The sequence below is a fragment of the Pedobacter jejuensis genome, assembly GCF_003725795.1.
Classification (GTDB): Bacteria; Bacteroidota; Bacteroidia; order Sphingobacteriales; family Sphingobacteriaceae; genus Pedobacter; species Pedobacter jejuensis.
This window is the reverse complement of sequence record NZ_RBEE01000004.1, coordinates 202,591-220,539: the sequence shown is the minus strand read 5'-3', so window position 1 is coordinate 220,539 and position 17,949 is coordinate 202,591. Positions and strand designations below refer to the sequence as shown.

Below are 17,949 nucleotides of genomic sequence, written 5' to 3'. Positions count from 1 at the left end.
AAAACTAATAACATGAAAACGAAAATACTCATGATTGCACTAACACTGATTGTATGCAGTGGGTGCAAGAAAAGCTTTCTAGAGCTGGAGCCTAAAACAAGGGTTACTGCAAACTTATCTTATATTTCTGAAGACGATTACAGACAGGCCGTTACAGGTATTTATGCCTCGTTACGAGGATTGTACAATGATGCCTACGTAATGGGCGAAATGCGATCTGACAATGCCAATTATGTGTTTAATTCAACGATATCTGGCGGACAATTTATTTCGAAATATGAAATTGCCAGCTTTATTGATGTACCAAATAATTTTAATACAAAAAATAAATTTGTGTTTTGTTATCAAGGTATTTCGCGTGCGAATGCAGTTTTACGGCGTATAGATGCTTCAACTATTAATGCAACGTTAAAAAGTAATTTAAAAGGACAGGCAGAATTTTTGAGGGCCTTTTATTATTTCGAATTGGTTCAATACTATGGCGACGTTCCGTTGTATTTAACAGATTTATCTGAAGTAAATAATGTTGCGGAGACAAAATTACCCCGTTCGCCAAAGGCAGATGTTTATAAGCAAATTCTTGCCGATGCAACGGATGCAGCTAACTTGTTGCCCAACACACCTGTAGTTAAGGGTCAGGTTGCAAAAGGTGCTGCGAAAATGCTATTGGGATACGTTTACATGACCTTGAAACAATATGCCGATGCAGAACGTGTATTAAAAGAAGTGACTACTTTAGGTTATAGCCTTTTGCCAGATTATGCTTCTATATTTTTGCCGACAAATAAAAACAATGCCGAATCAATCTTTGAAATTCAGTATCTGCAAGGTAATTTTGGGCTTCAAAACGGTATTGTTTATCAGTTGTTGCCCGCTACAAGTCAAACCGTAAATCTTACCGGTATTGTTGGTAATAATCAAACAACCGGTGGATGGAATGTTCCTTCTGCAGATTTAATAGCTGCATACGAAGCAAATGACAAACGTAAAGCGGTATCTATAGCAACTTCTTATATTGATGGTTCTGGCAATACCGTTCAGCAGCTTTATGTAAAAAAATATCTAAATCTTCCTCATTTTCAATACAATAATACCAATGACGACTGGCCAGTTTATCGCTATGCGGATGCACTTTTATTATTAGCAGAAAGTTTGAATGAGCAAGGTAAAAATGCAGAGGCCATTACCTACTTAGATCAGGTTAGAACAAGGGCAGGTATTACAACTTATGCGCTATCTGGCCAAACAGATTTACGGGCAGCGATTGCTAAAGAACGTCGCGTAGAGTTGGCTTTTGAAAATCACCGCTGGCTTGATTTGGTACGTACCGGGCAGGCAATTACGGTAATGAATGCTTATGGTGCTAAACTTAAACCTACGCGTCCTGATATTTCGCCTTTAGCATTTAATGTAACGGCAAACAGATTAATATTTCCAATACCACAGGATGAACTTAATTTAAACAACCTGTTAACTCAAAATCCAGGATATTAATTGATGTGTTTTAAAAAATAAATTAGAGTTGCCGCATCAATGGTTTATAGGATTCTACCTGTGATCGGCAACTTTAATCCAGTTTTCAAAATATTTCCAACTGGTTAGTTTGGTTTTACTCAGCTAGTGCGTCCGGACATCATAACCGGACGCCAATACTGGGTCTTTGTTCTGTGGGTTTAAAACGATTTTTATGTAGTTCGAAAATCTACGCCTAAATCATGATCCTGATAATAGGTTCATACTAAGGTTAAATTTAAAGCCTGAAGGATATGTTTCAAATTTAAAAGCTCAATTGATTTTACAGAGGCTGTTAATTACCTCTGTATGTGTTATAGCCATAAGGAGATAAAGTAATTGGAACATGGTAATGCTTTTCATCTTTGATTTGGAATACCACCTCAATGAAAGGATAAAAACTCTCCGTTTTTTTAGATTTAAAATAATCTGCGGTAAGAAATGTTAACCTGTATATTCCTTTTTCTGTCCTCGTTTCTTCCAGAAAATTACTAATCCTGCCATTTTGGTCTGTTTTCTTTTGATCTACAGATGCCCAAGTTTGATTAGTCTCATTTAATTTTTCCAGTTTAACAGTTACATTCTGTGCTGGGAGTCCGGTAGAAACATCGAGTATGTGACTTGATAGGCGATATGCAGGTGCTTGTGCGTAGGTTAAGCTTATCGATAAGCTAAATAGCAAACCTAAAATTATTTTTTTCATGTGCTTATTTATTAATATGTGAATTGAATTTACTATTTAGCTATAATATTAGCGTGTGGAATACTCACTGATCTTCCTATAAGGTCATCATGCTCGGGGCTTCCACCACCTGCTATGCCTATTGCTCCAATCACCTTGCCTTGATGAAGAAGTGGAATTCCTCCTCCAAGCAATAAGAGTTCTGGCAAATTTGCGAGGTTCTCTGTATCTGGATTAGCTTTTGCATTTCTTGATAAAGTGAGCGTTGCTGTTTTTGTTGATGCTGCTGTGAATGCCTTTCGTCTTGCGGCTTCCGTATTGTGAATCCCTACACCGTCGCCCCGGCTTATGATAATGGTTTGGCCTTCGGCATCCACAACTGCAACTGAAATATCCTTACCTAATGTGGAAGCTTTTTTTCTCGCCAAATTGGTAAGTTCAATAGCTGCCTGTAAGGTCATTACCTCTTTTTGTATTATAAATGGCTGTGAAGATGGAATTTCATTTTTTGTGTTTTTCTCAGGATAATTAGTCTGTGCGAAAGAAGTATTCGCTAAAAAACAGAATAAAGCTAAATGTATGATTGATTTCATGATACAAAGTTAGCTTCACGTTACATTAAAAACGTTGCCCTAAGTCAACGTTTTTAAAGCTTAGTTTTAATCCTGCTTAGCGTAGATGGAGATATCCCGAGGTATGATGCAGCCATTTTATTGGAGACTTTGAGTAGAAAGTTAGGTTGATTGGTTTTTATCCAAATTACTTTTTCCATCGCACTAAAACCCTGGAAGCCATATATTCTTTTCTGAGCGATGATAAATCCTTTTTCCAGGATTCGGCGATATACAAGTGCAAATGCTGGAATCTGATCGACCGACAAATAGAAATCTGCTCTGCTAATGGTTAGCAGTTCTGATTTTTCAATAGTTTTAAGGTATTCAAATGCAGGTTTTTGATCAATTAAGCTAGGCAATGCTGTGCCGAATTCTCCCTCAAAAGCAAAATAACGGGTAGTTTCTACGCCCTCGCTATTTGTTGTATAAACCCTGATGCCACCTTTGTTTACAAAGTAATGGTGTTTGCAAACTTCATCGTAATCTACCAATGTTTGGTTGCGGCGGACTTTAATCAGGCTGAACTTACTAAAGATTACATTCAGGCTCTGCTCATCAATCTCCGTTATGGATTTAATATAAGATTCTAAAAGCTTAAACATCCGAGCCTAATCACTTATAATATTTTCTGTAAACAAGCTTCGTTTTTTAAATGCAGCATAAGCCTGATGGTAAAGATGAACGTTATCACCGCTAGATTTGAAGCTTTTTACAAAATTTGCTGTTCTAAGCAACAGGAGCTTATATTTTGATAATTCAGGTGCCCGGATGTTGAGCATATCTGCGATGTCGGTACCCAGTAGATTCCGCATCAGACCAAGAATATCATTTTTACTCACTTTTCTTTTATTTAAAGTAAGGATGTGTTCTATCAGCGAATTGGTAAGTTCTTGTCCGTGTGCTGAAGTACAGAACTGACGATTTTTGATCGCAATGTCAAGCTGTGTAGCCATTTTGCCATTTTCCGGTAACAAATCATCATCCAATCCGGTGAAATACCCAACCACTTTCCATAAATGCAAGAATGCGATTTGCTCCTGGTTGCTTATGGTAATGCCCAGTTTTCGAAGGCCCCGAACAACAATTAAAGAGAAGGAGAGGTTTGTTCCCGCCATATCTTCCTGATTAATTGGTGTACCCCATTTTCCGTTCCATTTTCCACTTTGCAGCGTATAATAGCGGACCGCAGCATGTATTATCCTTACTTTTAAAACCTCTTTAAAACCGTTTCCTCCCTTCGAGAAAGCCTCAGGACCCATAACTTCCCAAACAAAAACTGCCGTATCGTAAAGGCGTTTGGTGGTATTTTTTTTAATCTTTTCTGATAAATACAATACCATAGCCCCATCAGCAGCGGTATAACAATAAGGAAGTGATAATAAGCCGAGTAGGCTCATGATATTTTCTGAATGTCTTGCAAAGAAAGCATTTCCCTCACGAATGAGTTCTGGTTTGGCCCATAAAGGAAGTTCCTTACTTTGCTTGATGAAATCAAAGCCTGGGAATAGCTCATCCAAATTTGCTATTGACGATTTTCCCGCCAACCACTGCTGGAGTTGCTGTTTACGCTCGTTATCAGCAAATACAAATTTTATAAATTCATCAACTGCCTTATCGCCTGTTTGTCGTTTGATATCTAATAACTTTCCATTATAAATTCCTTGCTCTGCCATCATTTTGTCTTATTCTTGATAATTGCTTCCGCTATAATTCTACCGCTTTTCATTGCCGCATTAATAGATCCGTTCATTAAGTAATCACCACATACATAACATTGTTTATTCAATTCGGTGTCTTCAGCAGCTAATTCATTGGTTACCTGATCGTCGTTTGGAAGAGCGTATTTAATGTGATAAGTTTTGAGGTGTTTCCAGTTTACCGCATCAGCATACCAGTATTTCATTTCTTCTACGATTTCTTGCTGTAGAAGTTTTTCATCCTTGCCTGCATGATCGCCGATGAGCGATAGCGATATCAGCGCCTGTCCATTTTTCGAATAATCTTTTGAAATAGTATTTATAACCGCAATATTATTCACCAGCTTTCCTGGTAAGCAATTTAGTGCAATTAAGGGCTCATTAAAAGGCTTTTGTTTAGCGGTAAAATACACATTGGTTACCGAACAGAAATTTTTCGCAACTTTTTGATGGGGGAAAGGCAAATTCAATTCATCGGTAGCTATGATTACAAAATCTGCGTTATATGACTGGCCTGTTTCTGTGGTCACAGTTCCCGATTCGACTTTCGAGATTCTGCTGTTTAATAGCAATTCATCTGGAGAGAGGCAAGAAGCGAGCTGTAGCGGTATCATGCCCATACCTTTTGAAGGGATTGCTGCAGTTCCCTCACCGAACATTTTAAAAACAAATTCGAACATTCTGCTTGAAGTTTGCAGTTTATCTTCAAGGAAAATGCCCGTGAGAAAGGGGAGAAAGAATTTTTTTATGATTAAATCGCTAAAGCCTTGCTTTTTAAGGTAAGAAGCTGTTGACATTTCTTCTTCCGAGAAAATATCATCAATTGATTTAGCATTTAGCTTTAACTTCAGTTTTAATATTCGCAATTTATCTGCAAATGTTCCTGCTTTAGAAAATAAAGTACTAATAAGCGAGCTGGGTTGCCGAAGCGGATCGCCGATTTTGCTTATGTTGTTTTTATCCAATATTAAGGCGCCCGAATCAAAACTACGAAGGTCGAGCGCTTTATAGTCTAATAAGTTTTTTGTTTCAGGATAAGCCGTTAGCAAAACTTGAAAGCCTCTGTCTAAAAGAAAGCCATCAACCTCATCTGTTCTTACTCTTCCGCCAACTTTACCAGAAGCTTCGATTACCAAAACTGATTTTCCTGCATTTTTCAAAACCTTTGCTGCAGTTAGTCCGGCCAAACCTGCACCAATTATAATTACTTCTGCATTTTTACTCATATTGGTTACCATTTATCTTTTGGAAGATGATTTAATGTTTATCAAAAATATTGTTCAACAAATTTAGGCTAAAAAATGATCCGAGTTGAGATTGTTTTTTATTAATCTGTCATCAAAGTTTAATCTTAATTTTGAATTTAGGAGTTCAGAAGTAATCGCGAATTTTCTTATAGACCCATCAGGAAAAATAATTGCAAAAGATTTGAGAGGCAAATTATTGAACGATAAACTAGCTCAGATATTTACGCAGAAATAGCAAATATTTTTCCGAACAAAATCCATCGAAACTAGAGAGCTTATAAAATTAATTCCACTTTCACCCAGTTAGTTATTACTTGCAGAAAAGACTTTTTTACATCAATATTTGTTGCAATGCATCAAACCAAATTTTATTATTTGTATTAATTCCGTTGTAATCGATTACCATATAAAGCGTTTCATCCGATCTGAACTTAATCATTAAAGGCGTACTTGGTAAGTATCCATGATGGTTTGAAGTTTAGGCCAGTCGAATGTAATATCATACTTTTTGGCAAGCAAATCAAGAGAACCTGGTTTAGGTCTTTGATTATTTAAGAACAGATCTGAAAGCTCATTCATGTACAACTCATGTCCACCTGGTGAATAAATTTCAATAAATTTTGCAGGCTTTGTGCCTTTATTCCAAAAACTATGCACAATACCTTTTGGCCTTAGGTGCCAGTCGCCTTCATTAACCTCAAATATTTCATTTCCAACAAGTATAGTCAAGGTGCCTTGAGTAACTCTACAAATTTCATCAAAGCCTTTATGAGAATGGGGCGGTGCACCAAGTATGCCTACCGGTAGGGTCGATTCTGTTATACCCAAATGTCCATCCGTTGCATGTTTATCAAATTTGAAGATAATGTCCCCATCGCCAATGTTGCCTTTTTTGCCGTTTCCAGACTTTATGTGTATTGGCTTCTTCACTTCAGGGCCAGAAATCTCCTCTGGATCTGGATATCCTATTTTACCAAACGCTGAGTCTGGGATTATAGCTGCGCCCATTAAAAGAGCAAGACATTGTATGGTTTTTCTTCGATCGATTGTTGATGTTTCCATTTGCTTTTGAGATATTACCCGCTCACCGGGTAAGAATTTAAATCTTAATTTAAGCGAGCTAAACTGGAGTTCTTTATAAAATTAATTCCAAGGTCACCCAATTGGTTATTACTTGCAAAAAAGCCTCTTTTACTGCAATATTTGTTGCAATGCATCAAACCAAATTTTATTATTTGTATTAATTCCGTTGTAATCAATTACCATATAAACCGTTTCATCCGCTCTGAACTTAACTCTTAAAGGTTGCCAAAAAAGCCCTAAGTTTTTAACACTCGAGGCAGGAAAGATTTCATCAAATCCAATATAAACCTCATCAATAGTATATAAGGGTATATTAAGGTCGGTGTCACCTAAAATAATTAATTCAGTTTTAGTTAAAACAACTCTTCCTGAATACTGGTGTAACGGAGGCATCAGAGAAAACATGCCCATGATACTTTTCATGAAATTACTTTTATTGTAGATATCATAATCGTAACCCCAAAATACCTGTCCTTCGAGTATGGTCATCGGTATATTATGTATATATATTCAATTTTTTTGACACCAGTAATTTTCTCTTAAAGCTATATTATCCTGAAATATCAATAGCGTAAAGAGATAAAGATCTTCAATTCACAAAAAACTATTTTGCTAATTAATGTTTCGGATAAATCAATTCAGGTTTAACGTCAGTATCCCTGAATAGCAAATCTCTTTTTTTAATACTGTTGATTATCACTTTTTGGCTTTTAGAAGAGACCAAATTATCTGCATAAGGAAGTGAATTTGATTGCTCTTGTTTGATTTCAGCCAGGCTTTTCAAAAGCAAATTATTACGCTGAACCATTTTATTTTTACCAGAACGAAATTGGTAAATTGAATCTTTATCAACTCTTGAACTATCGTAAATGGGTAGGTGGTTATTGGTTATTCTTAAATTCGAAATTTGGGAATGGCTGGCTATTTGAGCTTTTGCGGAGCATGAAAACACGGCCAGAAAGAGGTACAATATTAATTTCATATTCATAGATATTTATACTTATTAAAACTGTTTATAATCAAGCTTTTTCTAAGATACAAAAATTCTATAGCGTTTATTTGTTCTAGCATTATATTATAACAACAATGTTGCTTTAGCAAAATCAGTTATAAATTATGATACAATAAACTTTCTTATTGAAGGTAATATTTGTTTTTTCTATCGTGAAAAAGTTCAAATTAGGGGGCCTATACTATCAAAATTTAGGATTTCGCAGCGAGATAAACCAGCTAGGAAATCACTTTCAGTTTAGATATTTAAATTAACCTTCTTTTCTATTTTGGCGGCAAGGTAAATCGCTTCAATAATTTTAAGATCTTTCAATCCTTCCTCGCCGTTAACAGGTACTATTGGCTTATTATCATCAAAAATAATGGTTGCCATTTCATCCATTTGTACAGTTTGATGAGTGGTTATGGCTTGCATGAGTTCGCCTTTATGTGTTCTGCCTTTAATCGGGCCGTAACCGGTAGACGGTTGCATTTCTGCAAAGCCATTATTGCCACTCATAAAAAATCTATCCAGATAATTGATGTTATAGCTAGATAAGCAGGATGCTACCGCACCGCTTGGAAAACCTAACTGAAATTGTATGGTTTCATCTACACCTTCTTTAAACTTTAATGAGTCGGTTTTGGTTTCCTGTGCCGTTACCCAGATTGGCTCTTCGCCCACCATATATCTTGCTCCATTGATGGCATAGATGCCAATATCCATCATTGCTCCACCGCCCGCAAGTGCTTTGTTTAATCGCCACTGATTAGGATCACCTGCCTTAAAACCACATTGTGCCTGAAAAAACATAATCTTACCGAATTCTCCTGCTTTTCTCATTCTGATCACCTCCAAGGTGTGTGGCTCAAAATGCATTCTGTAGCCAATCAATAGCTTTACATTTGCTTTCTTGCAAGCATCAATCATTTCCTGTGCCTCTATTGCATTTAAGGCCATTGGTTTCTCGCATATGGCGTGTTTTCCAGCTTTTGCTACACGAATAACCTGACTATGGTGCAATGCATTTGGCGTTATCACGTAAATCGCATCTATGTCTTTATTATTTTTTACCTGATCGAAGTTTTCATAGTTATAGCAATTCTTTTCCGGGATGTTGTATTTCGTTTGCCATTCTTTAATTTTTGAAGGCGTACCACTAATTACACCGACCAATTTGGCTTTGGTGCATGCTTTCATGGCTTCAGCTACACGAGTACCATAGCCACCTAATCCCATGATGGCTACACGGAGCACCTTGCCATCGTAAGGCTGTTCGAAATGGTTTGGAGTATCTGCAAACGCTACGGAACCTAACTGCAGCATCAATGCTGAAACACCAATTTTTTGTAGAAAATCTCTTCTGCTATTCATATTTGAACTTTTGCTGCGTATCTAATTTAGTAAAACACTAAGCAATTCTTAGAATCACACCGTTTGAATTACTAATTAACTGATTTACATTATGTAATTTAACAATAAGTTTTTCTATTTAGTTTTTGCGATGAGATTTTTCACTCTATTTGAATGATAATGGAATCGAATTTTTAATAAAATCAACCTAATTGCGAGGATTATGAAATTTTATTGCTGTCCAATTATATTGCAAGGGCATCATTAAAACAAATTCTTAGTTTGCAAGGTTGATATGTAAAAATTATAACTATGAAAGCAATCTGGAACAATGAAATTATAGCAGAAAGTGATGATACAATTGTAATTGAAAACAATCATTATTTTCCTGCCTCGTCCATAAAAAAAGACTTTTTTTTGGATTCTAGCAAACATACCACTTGTCCGTGGAAAGGTGAAGCTTCGTATTATACCTTAGTAGTTGATGGAGAAAAAAACCAAGATGCGGCATGGTTTTATCCAAATCCTAAAGATGCTGCCAAAGAGATTAAAGATTATGTTGCTTTTTGGAAAGGCGTAAAAGTAGAATAATCAAAAATCTTAAAAGCAATATTAAAATCAGAAGCCCCTTAACATTTCACGTTAAGGGGCTTCCTGTTGTTTAAAACTATAGAGACTTTAACCAATCTATAACTTGTTCGCGGGTTTTGCCGGTTTTTTGTTGCAATTTTCCGTAAAGTTCATCATCTTTTCCGTCTACTAACGTTAAATCATCGTCTGTTAACTGTCCATAAGCCTGTTTAACTTTTCCTTTAAGTTCATTCCAGGCGCCTTTTAATTCTAATTTATCCATTGTTATCGTTTTTAACTGTAAAATGCTTCTGTTAATTTTCTATAGTAATTCGAGCCTTGTGTTTATAATCGGTCGAATTACTTTTTAACCTGAGTTCGATTATTAATTTTCCGTCACTTAATTAAATCTGCTTTTTTTAGGTAAGGTCACCCTGCGATAAAACAGCAAAATATTAAGTTTGAGCATCGAACTCAGGTTTTTAGGTTTATTGAGGGATATCTTTCGATGCATAAATGCTATCTACAACGTAATTGCTATATCCTCTCCAAGGCAGGCTATGTTTATACTCCTTATAATGAAGTTCGAAAAACTTTCCGCTATTGCCCATCATCTTTTTGGCAATCTCTTCATCAGATACAGAAAATTCAAACTCGTTGTTTTGCAGTGTTCCTGTCTGTTTAGAGCGGACGCCACTTTGGATTAGTTTTCCCTCATTGGTTTTAAAAATGTAACCTTTCTTAACGATATAGTTTAACTCTCCGGCTTTTACACCTTCTCCAAAAATGAAAAAGTAATTGTAGTAAACTAAGCCAATAAGCAGCAAAATGCCAATTATTGCAACAATAGTTTTAGTTCTCTTTCCTGTAGTCATCTCTTTTGTTTTAATTTTAAATACTATTAAACCCTTTCTACAGGTCTGGTTTCGATAATGGTAAGGCGTTTCTTAGAAGCGATAAGCGCTCCAAAACTTGCGCTAACCGCACCTAAAACCATCCCGATGAAAGAGAAAATAGCAAACTTAGAAAGCGCTGAAGCCATCTCATCGCCAACTTCTCTAGCTTTTTGCTCTGCCTTTACTTTTACTTCTTTAATCTTTTCTTTAGCGGTTTTTAATGTGCTAACCCAGTTTTCTACAATCTGCTTTGATTCTGCTTCGCTTTTTCCTGTTCTGTTTTTAACAATATTAACTAGTGCTTCCTGATCAACAGCATTAAAGGTTGAATCATTTTCAGAAAATAGTTTCGAAACCAAGGCATCAATTTTTTGCTGTGCAGCCTGAGGATTTTCTAGAACGTCTTTTCCTGTTGATTCGCTTTGGTTAGCGGCCTTATCAATTTTTTTATCTAATGCTTTTGGCTGCAGTTCTTTTTTCTCGGTTTGCTTTAGTAATAGCTCTGCCTCCTGTTTCATTTTTCCAAAGGTGTTTTTATCCATTCCTAGTTGGTCTTTAATAAGATCGCCAGCTTCTGGAGCTGCAGCTTTAATCCCATCACCAGCTAATGAAAAGCCTTTTGTAATTACAGTACCAACACCTCCTACAATTTTTCCAACTGATGAGGTAATTAAATACATATTTAAGAAAGTAAGTAAACACCAGGTAAGTAAACCATGTATAATCAGGTCTGTTTTTTGAATTTGATTTGAAAACCATCCAGCAACCCAGCCACCTGTAAATACAGAAATAAGCATTGTTACTATCCACCAAATTAGTGCACCTGTACCAAGTCCACTAAATGGTTTTGCTTCATCAAGCGGGTTTATGCTGCCAAAGCCGATGCCAAGGCCAAGAAAACTAAGTAGAAGTTGTACTGCAATGGCAATAAATACACCTGAAATTATTGCACTCCAGGATATTCGGCTAATAAATCCACCAACGGATTTATCGCTTATTGTATGAATTTTGTGTTCCATGTTTTTATAGTAGTTGTATGATGATATTTGGGCTAATAATTCGCCCGTTAAAAAAGAAGCTGCTTAATACTTAAATAGCAGAAGGCAGCTTCTTGATTGGATTATTTAGTTGTTAACGTCTCTTTTAACCTTGTTAGCAGTTCGCTGACCAGGTAAATAGATTTGAAAACCGAATGAAAGGTTTAGGTTGTTCTGTGTTGTTGAACTTCCAAATCCAACTAAACCATTGTATTTTAATAAGGTTTCTAAGCCAATGTTTGGTGTAATGAAATAAGCAAAACCTGGTCCTACACTTAAATTAAGTCCGTTGGTATTACCACTACCTTTGCTCACATTAACTCCACCAATACCAACAGTTGCTTCTGCAAAAAAGCGACCATGGTTTAGCACTTCTACATCTTTACCAGAGTAATAACGGCCTAATGCACCCACACCATAGCTTGTTGTTGTGTTTGAGTTTTTAGCTGTTTCCAGGCCAAAGTTTACGTAACCACCCAGTGCAACATTATCCTGAATAAACCATGCGGCTTTAGGTGAAATATCTACACTAAATATTTTCGGGTCATCTAAACCAAGGTTAATGTTGGTTAAGTTTCCACCTACTAATACGTTACCTTTTTGGATTTGCGCATTTACGGCAAATATTGTTGTTGCTGATAAAATGATTGTTGCTATAATTTTTTTCATGATTGATAAGGGATATTGATTAAATTAATATAAAGTAAATTCTACGCGGCGATTTTCCTGGCGTCCTGCCGCAGTTTTGTTTGTTGCAATAGGTTGGTCAGGACCATATCCGGTTGCTTCAACTCTCGATGCATTAACACCTTGCGATACTAAATATGTTTTTACGGATTCAGCTCTATCTTTTGATAAACGCAGGTTCAACTCTCTTCCGCCAGTGTTATCTGTGTGGCCAGCTAATTTTAAACTGAAGTTTTTCTCTATTAATAATGCAGCAACTCTGTTTAAAGTGCTATATGATTTAGAGCGAATGGTTGATTTACCTAAATCAAATTCTAAATTTGAAATTGCATCTCTTACAATTTTACGGTCAGCTTCGGTTACAACAGTTGTTGTTTCTTTAATAACGGTTTGAGTAACTGTTAATGGACAACCAGAACCATCTACAATTGTTCCTGCGGGTGTACCAGCACACTTATCAAATTTGTTTGCCACACCATCATTATCATCATCAGCCAAATCTTTAGCGTATTGTTCTCTATCTCTTGCAGCATTTTGCTCTGCTGTTGATAAAGCTCTTCGTAGTTCAGCACTTTCTTCAGCACTTTGTTTACGTAAATCGGCAACTGCGCTGTAGTTTTGTAATTGAGAATTTTCTTTGTTTCCTAAAGCAAATTCCAATCCTGCGTGTGCATAAGAAAATCTGCTTTCGTTGTAGGCATTTTTAACCGTTGGAGATGATTTGATAAAGTTGATGTCGTAGCCCAAATCAATATTAATTCCTTTGGAAACGCCAAACTTAAATCCTACTCCAGTTGGGATAAACCATCCTTCTCTTTCTGTAAATGTGTTAATATTTCCAAATTGCGAATCCGACGACATGTAACCTGCACCGGCTTTAACATAAGGAATCAACACGGCATTCTCTGTGTTAAGGCTAAAGTTTGCAATGTTTAAAACTGCAGTTAGCGAGCCCGAGTAGTTGATGCTGTTTTTTTGCTCTACAGTACTGGTGCTGTTTAACGTTTTAATTTCGCCACGTAAAAAATCAGCCTGTAAGCCTAAAGCTGGTAAAATTTGCTTTTTGATAAAAGCACCATAACCAATACTTTTAAACTCATCAGCTTTTACGCTTCCGCCACCTAAAAAGGTATTCTGACTTAATATTCCTCCATGTGCACCAATGCTCCATGTTCTTAATGATTGTTTGCCGAACCTATCTGTAGTTGTAGGTGTTTCTTGCGCAAACATTTGAGTCGATAAGCTTACTAAAGCCACCAACATTGATGTTTTTGTAAAATTGATGTTCATCTTTTCGGTTTTTGTTTTTCTAAATTTTACGTTTACTGCTTTCGAAGATTTGATTACGTTGTGAAGTAAATGCTCAATGAATCGATTAGCTTAATACCAAGTGTATTTAAGCTTACCGATTTTGTCTCATCTGTAGCAGTTTTCCTAAAATCGTTTATGAACGAATCTCTACAAGAATGATGTATAGCTATTTTTTCATAGTCGTGTTAAAATCTTCTGAAGGCTTTTAGGCCTGCAGCTATAAACACTTCAAAGAAAGATATTTGATTTTTTTTACGAAAATCCGTTCGTCAGAAGGCCTAACCTGTCCGATAGAAGGTTGAATTAAAACGACGAGAATAAAATGAGAATTTGAAATTAAAGCCAGGATTTAAAATGACCCTTAAACTGCTCGCGATATTGGTTGGTTACAGGAATCACTGCTTTTCCAATTTTTACGGTGTAATTCTGGATGGCATCTATCTTATCTAATGCCACAATAAAAGAGCGATGTATTCGCATAAAACGATCTGGAGGAAGCATGCTTTCCATTGCTTTCATTGTTGATAGCGCTGTTATCATTTTCCCACCTTTTGTGTAAACATTAATGTAGTCTTTTTGGCTCTCGCCGTAAAGAATTTCGTTGAAAGGGACGCGTATTAATTCATGCTCTACTTTCAGAAAGATAAATTCTTCCCCATCACTTTTCTGAATCGTTGGTAATGAATGATTTTTAGCTTTAAATGCAGCTTTAAAGAAATCTTCATAAGTAAAAGGCTTTAAAAGGTAATCAATAGCATCTACTTTATAACCCTCTGAGGCATGATCGCCAGAACCGCTAATAAAGATTACCCTTGGCATATCTTTGCCATATTGATCATACAGTGTTTTGGCGAAACTCATACCATCGATTCCCGGAAGATTAATATCGAGTATAATTAAATCGATACCCGAGCTACCCAAAATGTCAATCGCTTCCGCAGGACTGTTAAATACGGATACTAAATTAAGGAAAGAAGTTTCGCGAACAAATTCACTAACACAAACAATTACCTCCAAATCATCATCGATGATAATACAGTTGAGTTTATTTTTCATACAACTGATGGGTAAATATAATCTTAATCCAATTAAACATTTGTTGCTAACTTCTTTGTTTGTGACCTCAAAGGTAACTTTATCTTAGAGATTTGGAAAGATGTACGCCTTAATATTTTACATCAATTGATAAAAAATACTATTGGTATCGTATTATTTGAAGATTAGTGGGTTAATTAAGTTTACTAATAACCAGAGTCCGATTATTAGAATGCTTTTTAAAGTAGCCTTAAGCTTATAACAAGAGCAGTCGTTATTGCACAGCTCCACTTTTACGAGCTAAAGCAATCCTCTTGGTTGAATAAATAGGATTTGCTTCGTGACTATCAATGACGGAAACGATGGTTAAACCAATTTTTTGAAAATATTAATCAAACTCAGGTTATTAGAAAAGCAGTTACAGTAGCCAGATTAATGTAAATCCTGCCTTCCCTACAATCTTTTTGGGTAAGTCCTGCAATAAAAACGAAGCGTTGGTGCAACAAAAAGTATTTTCGTACAGTCAGGTTTAGATAACGCAGTACAGCATAATTATTTACGTTTGCCCTTCAAACACGTTTAAAAAATCGAAATACCTTGAAAACTAAACCCGGTAGTACGGAAAGCAACTATTTTTCATAGTGCTTGGAGGAATAACGGGGCTGAAACAGACCAAAGTATTTCTTGCATTGCTTTCCAAATTTTCAAAAACAAAAAAAAATAATTGTAACGGATTAAAAAGCAATTTTTTTTAACGAAATGATAGTTTTGCTTTAACAATAGGTTAAGTAAGTAACAAGAACGGGCATCATTGTGAAATTAGAATTTACGAGCGCAAGCAATCTTTCTTGCCTAAATAAATAGGATTGCTTCGTGCCTTGCAGTGACAGAAATAGCGTTTAAACCAATTTTTTTTAAAATATTAATCAATTCAGGTTATTAGAAAAGCAGTTACAGTGACCAGATTAATGTAAATCCTGCCTTCCCTACAATCTTTTTGGGTAATTCCTGCAATAAAAACGAAGTGTTGGTGCAACAAAAAGTATTTTCGTACAGTCAGGTTTAAATAACGCAGTACAGCATAATTATTTACGTTTGCCCTTCAAACACGCTAAAAAAATCGAAATACCTTGCAAACTAAACCCGGTAGTACGGAAAGCCACTATTTTTCATAGTGCTTGGAGAAATAACGGGGCAGAAACAGACCGAAGTATTTCTTGCATTGCTTTCCAAATCTTCAAAACAAAAAAATAATTATAACGGATTAAAAAGCAATTTTTTTTAACGAAATGGTAGTTTTGCTTTAACAATAGGTTAAGCAAATAACAAGAACGGGCATCATTGTGAAATTAGACTTTTACGAGCGCAAGCAATCTTTCTAGCCTAAATAAATAGGATTGCTTCGTTCTTTGCAGTGACAAAAACGGTGATCAAACAATTTTTTTTTGAGAATATTAATCAATCAGGTTAATAGGGTATTGTAAAACGAACGGTACAACCTTGCCCTTCTTCACTTTCTAAATCAATTGTGCCGCCTTGAAGTTTTACTAACTGACGGCAAAGATATAAACCTAACCCTGTGCCTGGCTTTTGGCCACCTGCTTGATAATAAGGAGAGAACAATTTGGCTTGCTTGTTTTTCGGTATTCCAGAACCCGTATCTTTTACGGTTACGGTAAGTAAGAAGTTATTCAGCTGCTCATCAAGCTTAGCAGATAATGTTACATGGCCTTTATCTGTGTATTTGATAGCATTGCTTAATAAGTTTATCAGTATCTGTTTAAGGCGTAAACTATCTCCATTTACTTTTTGGTCAATCATGCCGTTAAATTCAAGATTTAAATCGACGCTCTTCTTTTCAGCCATAAAACGCATAGCTTCTACAGAATCATTAATGGCCTCATATGGAGAGAATGGTTCAATTTTTAATTCGGCTGGGGCTTATTCTAGTTTGCTAACATCCAGTACATTATTTACCGTTTCTAGGAGTAGGGAGGAGGATAAATTAATTGATTTTACTGGTTTCTCTTGTTCGGGTATTAGTGCTGTTCTTTTGAGCATGTAAACAGCACCATTTATAGCCATTAATTTATTGCGGATTTCATGACTCATAATAGCAAGTATTTCTGATTTCTGACTAGCCAGTCTTACAGCCCTCGAGTTTTCCATTATGTAACGCTTTTCTGATGTTGAAGCCTTGCGCATATATATTATCAATATCACTATAAATAACAATATAAAAGCAGAAGCTATACCCGTAAAAGTATTTAAGCTGAGCGAAGTGGAACGGTATTCTTCCAAAATTTCTTCGCGACTTTTTTCGAAAGCTACTCGCTCTATACTTTGCAGCTCGAGTAATACCTGCCTTAACTCGGTAAGCAGATTTAAATTTGCTAAAATCAATTCTTGATTAGATTGGGTAAGGAGACTATACTGCTGCCCTAAGTCTTTTAATAACTTATTTTGATTTTCCTTAGCATTAGCGATATCTTGATTTTTCTGTTTTTTGATGGTTAATACTTTTACATCAGAAGTATTTTTTACCGCATCTTTTAAACGTTCAATTAACCCTCTATCCGTCGATTCTTGATAGGTTGAAACTGATGTATCGGCTTGCATTTTTACTTTCCCAAATTGCTTTGTCGCTGAGTTATCACTAATTGATTCTAATGTTGTTTTTTCAAGTAAGGATGTAAATCTTTTTTGAAGATCAAATAGTTTTTCTGAAACAGCTAATTTTTGTTGAAGGGCAAGCGCAATTTGCTGTTTACTTTTTGGTATATCACTATTACCATCAACTTTATAGCGTTGAAGTATGTTGCCCATTTTCGCTAAAATATCTTTAAGATGTTTTTTGTAAGCATCCAAATCTTTTACTTCGCCATTAGCACTTGCCTGTTGAAAGCTATTTTCAGTTAAATTTAAATCAACCAGTAACCTACTTATGGCTTGTTGTTGCCATGGCTGACGTAGCTGACTGCTTAACCGATCTAATTTATTGGTAATTGTGTGGCGCAGTATAAATGATCCAACGGTTAAAATGAATGTAAAAAGAAGAAAAATAACAAATAGCTTTCGGATAATGGCACTAAAGCTGTCAGATTGGCGTTTGTTTATCATCAGGGATTTTTTCTTAGAATATTAATAAGTACAAATAAATGTTTCAAGCGTAACGATGTTTAGGTTCAATAAATTTTAACTTAATATCTAGATATAACATTATTTATTCTGCGC

At 35.8% G+C, this 17,949-nt stretch carries 19 protein-coding genes; 2 read left to right on the top strand and 17 right to left on the bottom strand.

Annotated features, from left to right (window positions below; genetic code table 11):
- The first annotated feature begins 12 nt into the window (after positions 1-12).
- Positions 13-1,494 carry a RagB/SusD family nutrient uptake outer membrane protein gene (locus D7004_RS03510; protein WP_167459397.1) on the top strand — a complete coding sequence of 494 codons (1,482 nt, stop codon included), beginning with the start codon at positions 13-15 and terminating at the stop codon, positions 1,492-1,494.
- Between the two features lie 313 nt (positions 1,495-1,807).
- On the opposite strand, the gene uraH is transcribed toward D7004_RS03510, so the two are convergent.
- The 9 genes from uraH to D7004_RS03460 all read right to left on the bottom strand — a co-directional run bounded on the left by uraH (position 1,808) and on the right by D7004_RS03460 (position 9,200).
- A complete protein-coding gene (gene uraH, locus D7004_RS03505) occupies positions 1,808-2,215 on the bottom strand; it encodes a hydroxyisourate hydrolase (protein WP_123204485.1) in 408 nt (135 codons plus the stop codon).
- A 32-nt stretch (positions 2,216-2,247) separates the two neighbouring features.
- On the bottom strand, positions 2,248-2,787 hold the full coding sequence (locus D7004_RS03500) for a heme-binding protein (RefSeq protein ID WP_208646781.1): 540 nt from the start codon (positions 2,785-2,787) through the stop codon (positions 2,248-2,250).
- Positions 2,788-2,840: 53 nt separating this feature from the next.
- Positions 2,841-3,410, bottom strand: coding sequence for a Crp/Fnr family transcriptional regulator (locus D7004_RS03495; RefSeq protein ID WP_123204484.1), 570 nt, complete (start codon positions 3,408-3,410; stop codon positions 2,841-2,843).
- A 6-nt stretch (positions 3,411-3,416) separates the two neighbouring features.
- On the bottom strand, positions 3,417-4,484 hold the full coding sequence (locus D7004_RS03490) for an oxygenase MpaB family protein (protein WP_123204483.1): 1,068 nt from the start codon (positions 4,482-4,484) through the stop codon (positions 3,417-3,419).
- Positions 4,481-5,731 (bottom strand): NAD(P)/FAD-dependent oxidoreductase, encoded by a 1,251-nt coding sequence (locus D7004_RS03485; protein WP_167459396.1) that lies wholly within the window; start codon positions 5,729-5,731, stop codon positions 4,481-4,483. Before D7004_RS03485 ends, D7004_RS03490 begins: the two co-directional genes overlap by 4 nt.
- A 459-nt stretch (positions 5,732-6,190) precedes the next feature.
- A complete protein-coding gene (locus D7004_RS03475; RefSeq protein WP_123204481.1) occupies positions 6,191-6,814 on the bottom strand; it encodes a cupin domain-containing protein in 624 nt (207 codons plus the stop codon).
- A gap of 129 nt (positions 6,815-6,943) precedes the next feature.
- Positions 6,944-7,324, bottom strand: a complete 381-nt coding sequence (locus D7004_RS03470; RefSeq protein WP_123204480.1) for a hypothetical protein — start codon at positions 7,322-7,324, stop codon at positions 6,944-6,946.
- Between the two features lie 127 nt (positions 7,325-7,451).
- Positions 7,452-7,823: a hypothetical protein gene (locus D7004_RS03465; protein ID WP_167459395.1), complete on the bottom strand. Its 372-nt coding sequence runs from the start codon at positions 7,821-7,823 to the stop codon at positions 7,452-7,454.
- Between the two features lie 261 nt (positions 7,824-8,084).
- Complete coding sequence (locus D7004_RS03460; protein WP_123204478.1) at positions 8,085-9,200, bottom strand: Gfo/Idh/MocA family protein; 1,116 nt, start codon at positions 9,198-9,200, stop codon at positions 8,085-8,087.
- Between the two features lie 291 nt (positions 9,201-9,491).
- Between D7004_RS03460 and D7004_RS03455 the strand changes: the two genes are divergently transcribed.
- Positions 9,492-9,770 (top strand): DUF427 domain-containing protein, encoded by a 279-nt coding sequence (locus D7004_RS03455; RefSeq protein ID WP_123204477.1) that lies wholly within the window; start codon positions 9,492-9,494, stop codon positions 9,768-9,770.
- Between the two features lie 76 nt (positions 9,771-9,846).
- Here D7004_RS03455 and D7004_RS03450 read toward each other — a convergent pair whose 3' ends face one another.
- The 8 genes from D7004_RS03450 to D7004_RS03415 form a co-directional block, all read right to left on the bottom strand.
- Positions 9,847-10,032: a CsbD family protein gene (locus D7004_RS03450; RefSeq protein ID WP_123204476.1), complete on the bottom strand. Its 186-nt coding sequence runs from the start codon at positions 10,030-10,032 to the stop codon at positions 9,847-9,849.
- Between the two features lie 205 nt (positions 10,033-10,237).
- Entirely contained in the window at positions 10,238-10,624 is a 387-nt protein-coding gene (locus tag D7004_RS03445) for a hypothetical protein (protein WP_123204475.1), read from the bottom strand.
- Between the two features lie 26 nt (positions 10,625-10,650).
- Positions 10,651-11,664 (bottom strand): hypothetical protein, encoded by a 1,014-nt coding sequence (locus tag D7004_RS03440; protein WP_123204474.1) that lies wholly within the window; start codon positions 11,662-11,664, stop codon positions 10,651-10,653.
- A gap of 105 nt (positions 11,665-11,769) precedes the next feature.
- Positions 11,770-12,351, bottom strand: a complete 582-nt coding sequence (locus D7004_RS03435) for a hypothetical protein (RefSeq protein ID WP_123204473.1) — start codon at positions 12,349-12,351, stop codon at positions 11,770-11,772.
- 24 nt (positions 12,352-12,375) lie between these two features.
- Positions 12,376-13,659: an OmpA family protein gene (locus tag D7004_RS03430; protein WP_123204472.1), complete on the bottom strand. Its 1,284-nt coding sequence runs from the start codon at positions 13,657-13,659 to the stop codon at positions 12,376-12,378.
- 357 nt (positions 13,660-14,016) lie between these two features.
- On the bottom strand, positions 14,017-14,736 hold the full coding sequence (locus D7004_RS03425; RefSeq protein WP_123204471.1) for a LytR/AlgR family response regulator transcription factor: 720 nt from the start codon (positions 14,734-14,736) through the stop codon (positions 14,017-14,019).
- A gap of 1,446 nt (positions 14,737-16,182) precedes the next feature.
- The gene (locus D7004_RS03420) at positions 16,183-16,581 is read right to left on the bottom strand and encodes a sensor histidine kinase (RefSeq protein WP_167459394.1); all 399 of its coding nucleotides are present in this window, start codon (positions 16,579-16,581) and stop codon (positions 16,183-16,185) included.
- 75 nt (positions 16,582-16,656) lie between these two features.
- Positions 16,657-17,835, bottom strand: a complete 1,179-nt coding sequence (locus tag D7004_RS03415; protein ID WP_123204469.1) for a sensor histidine kinase — start codon at positions 17,833-17,835, stop codon at positions 16,657-16,659.
- Positions 17,836-17,949: the final 114 nt, after the last annotated feature.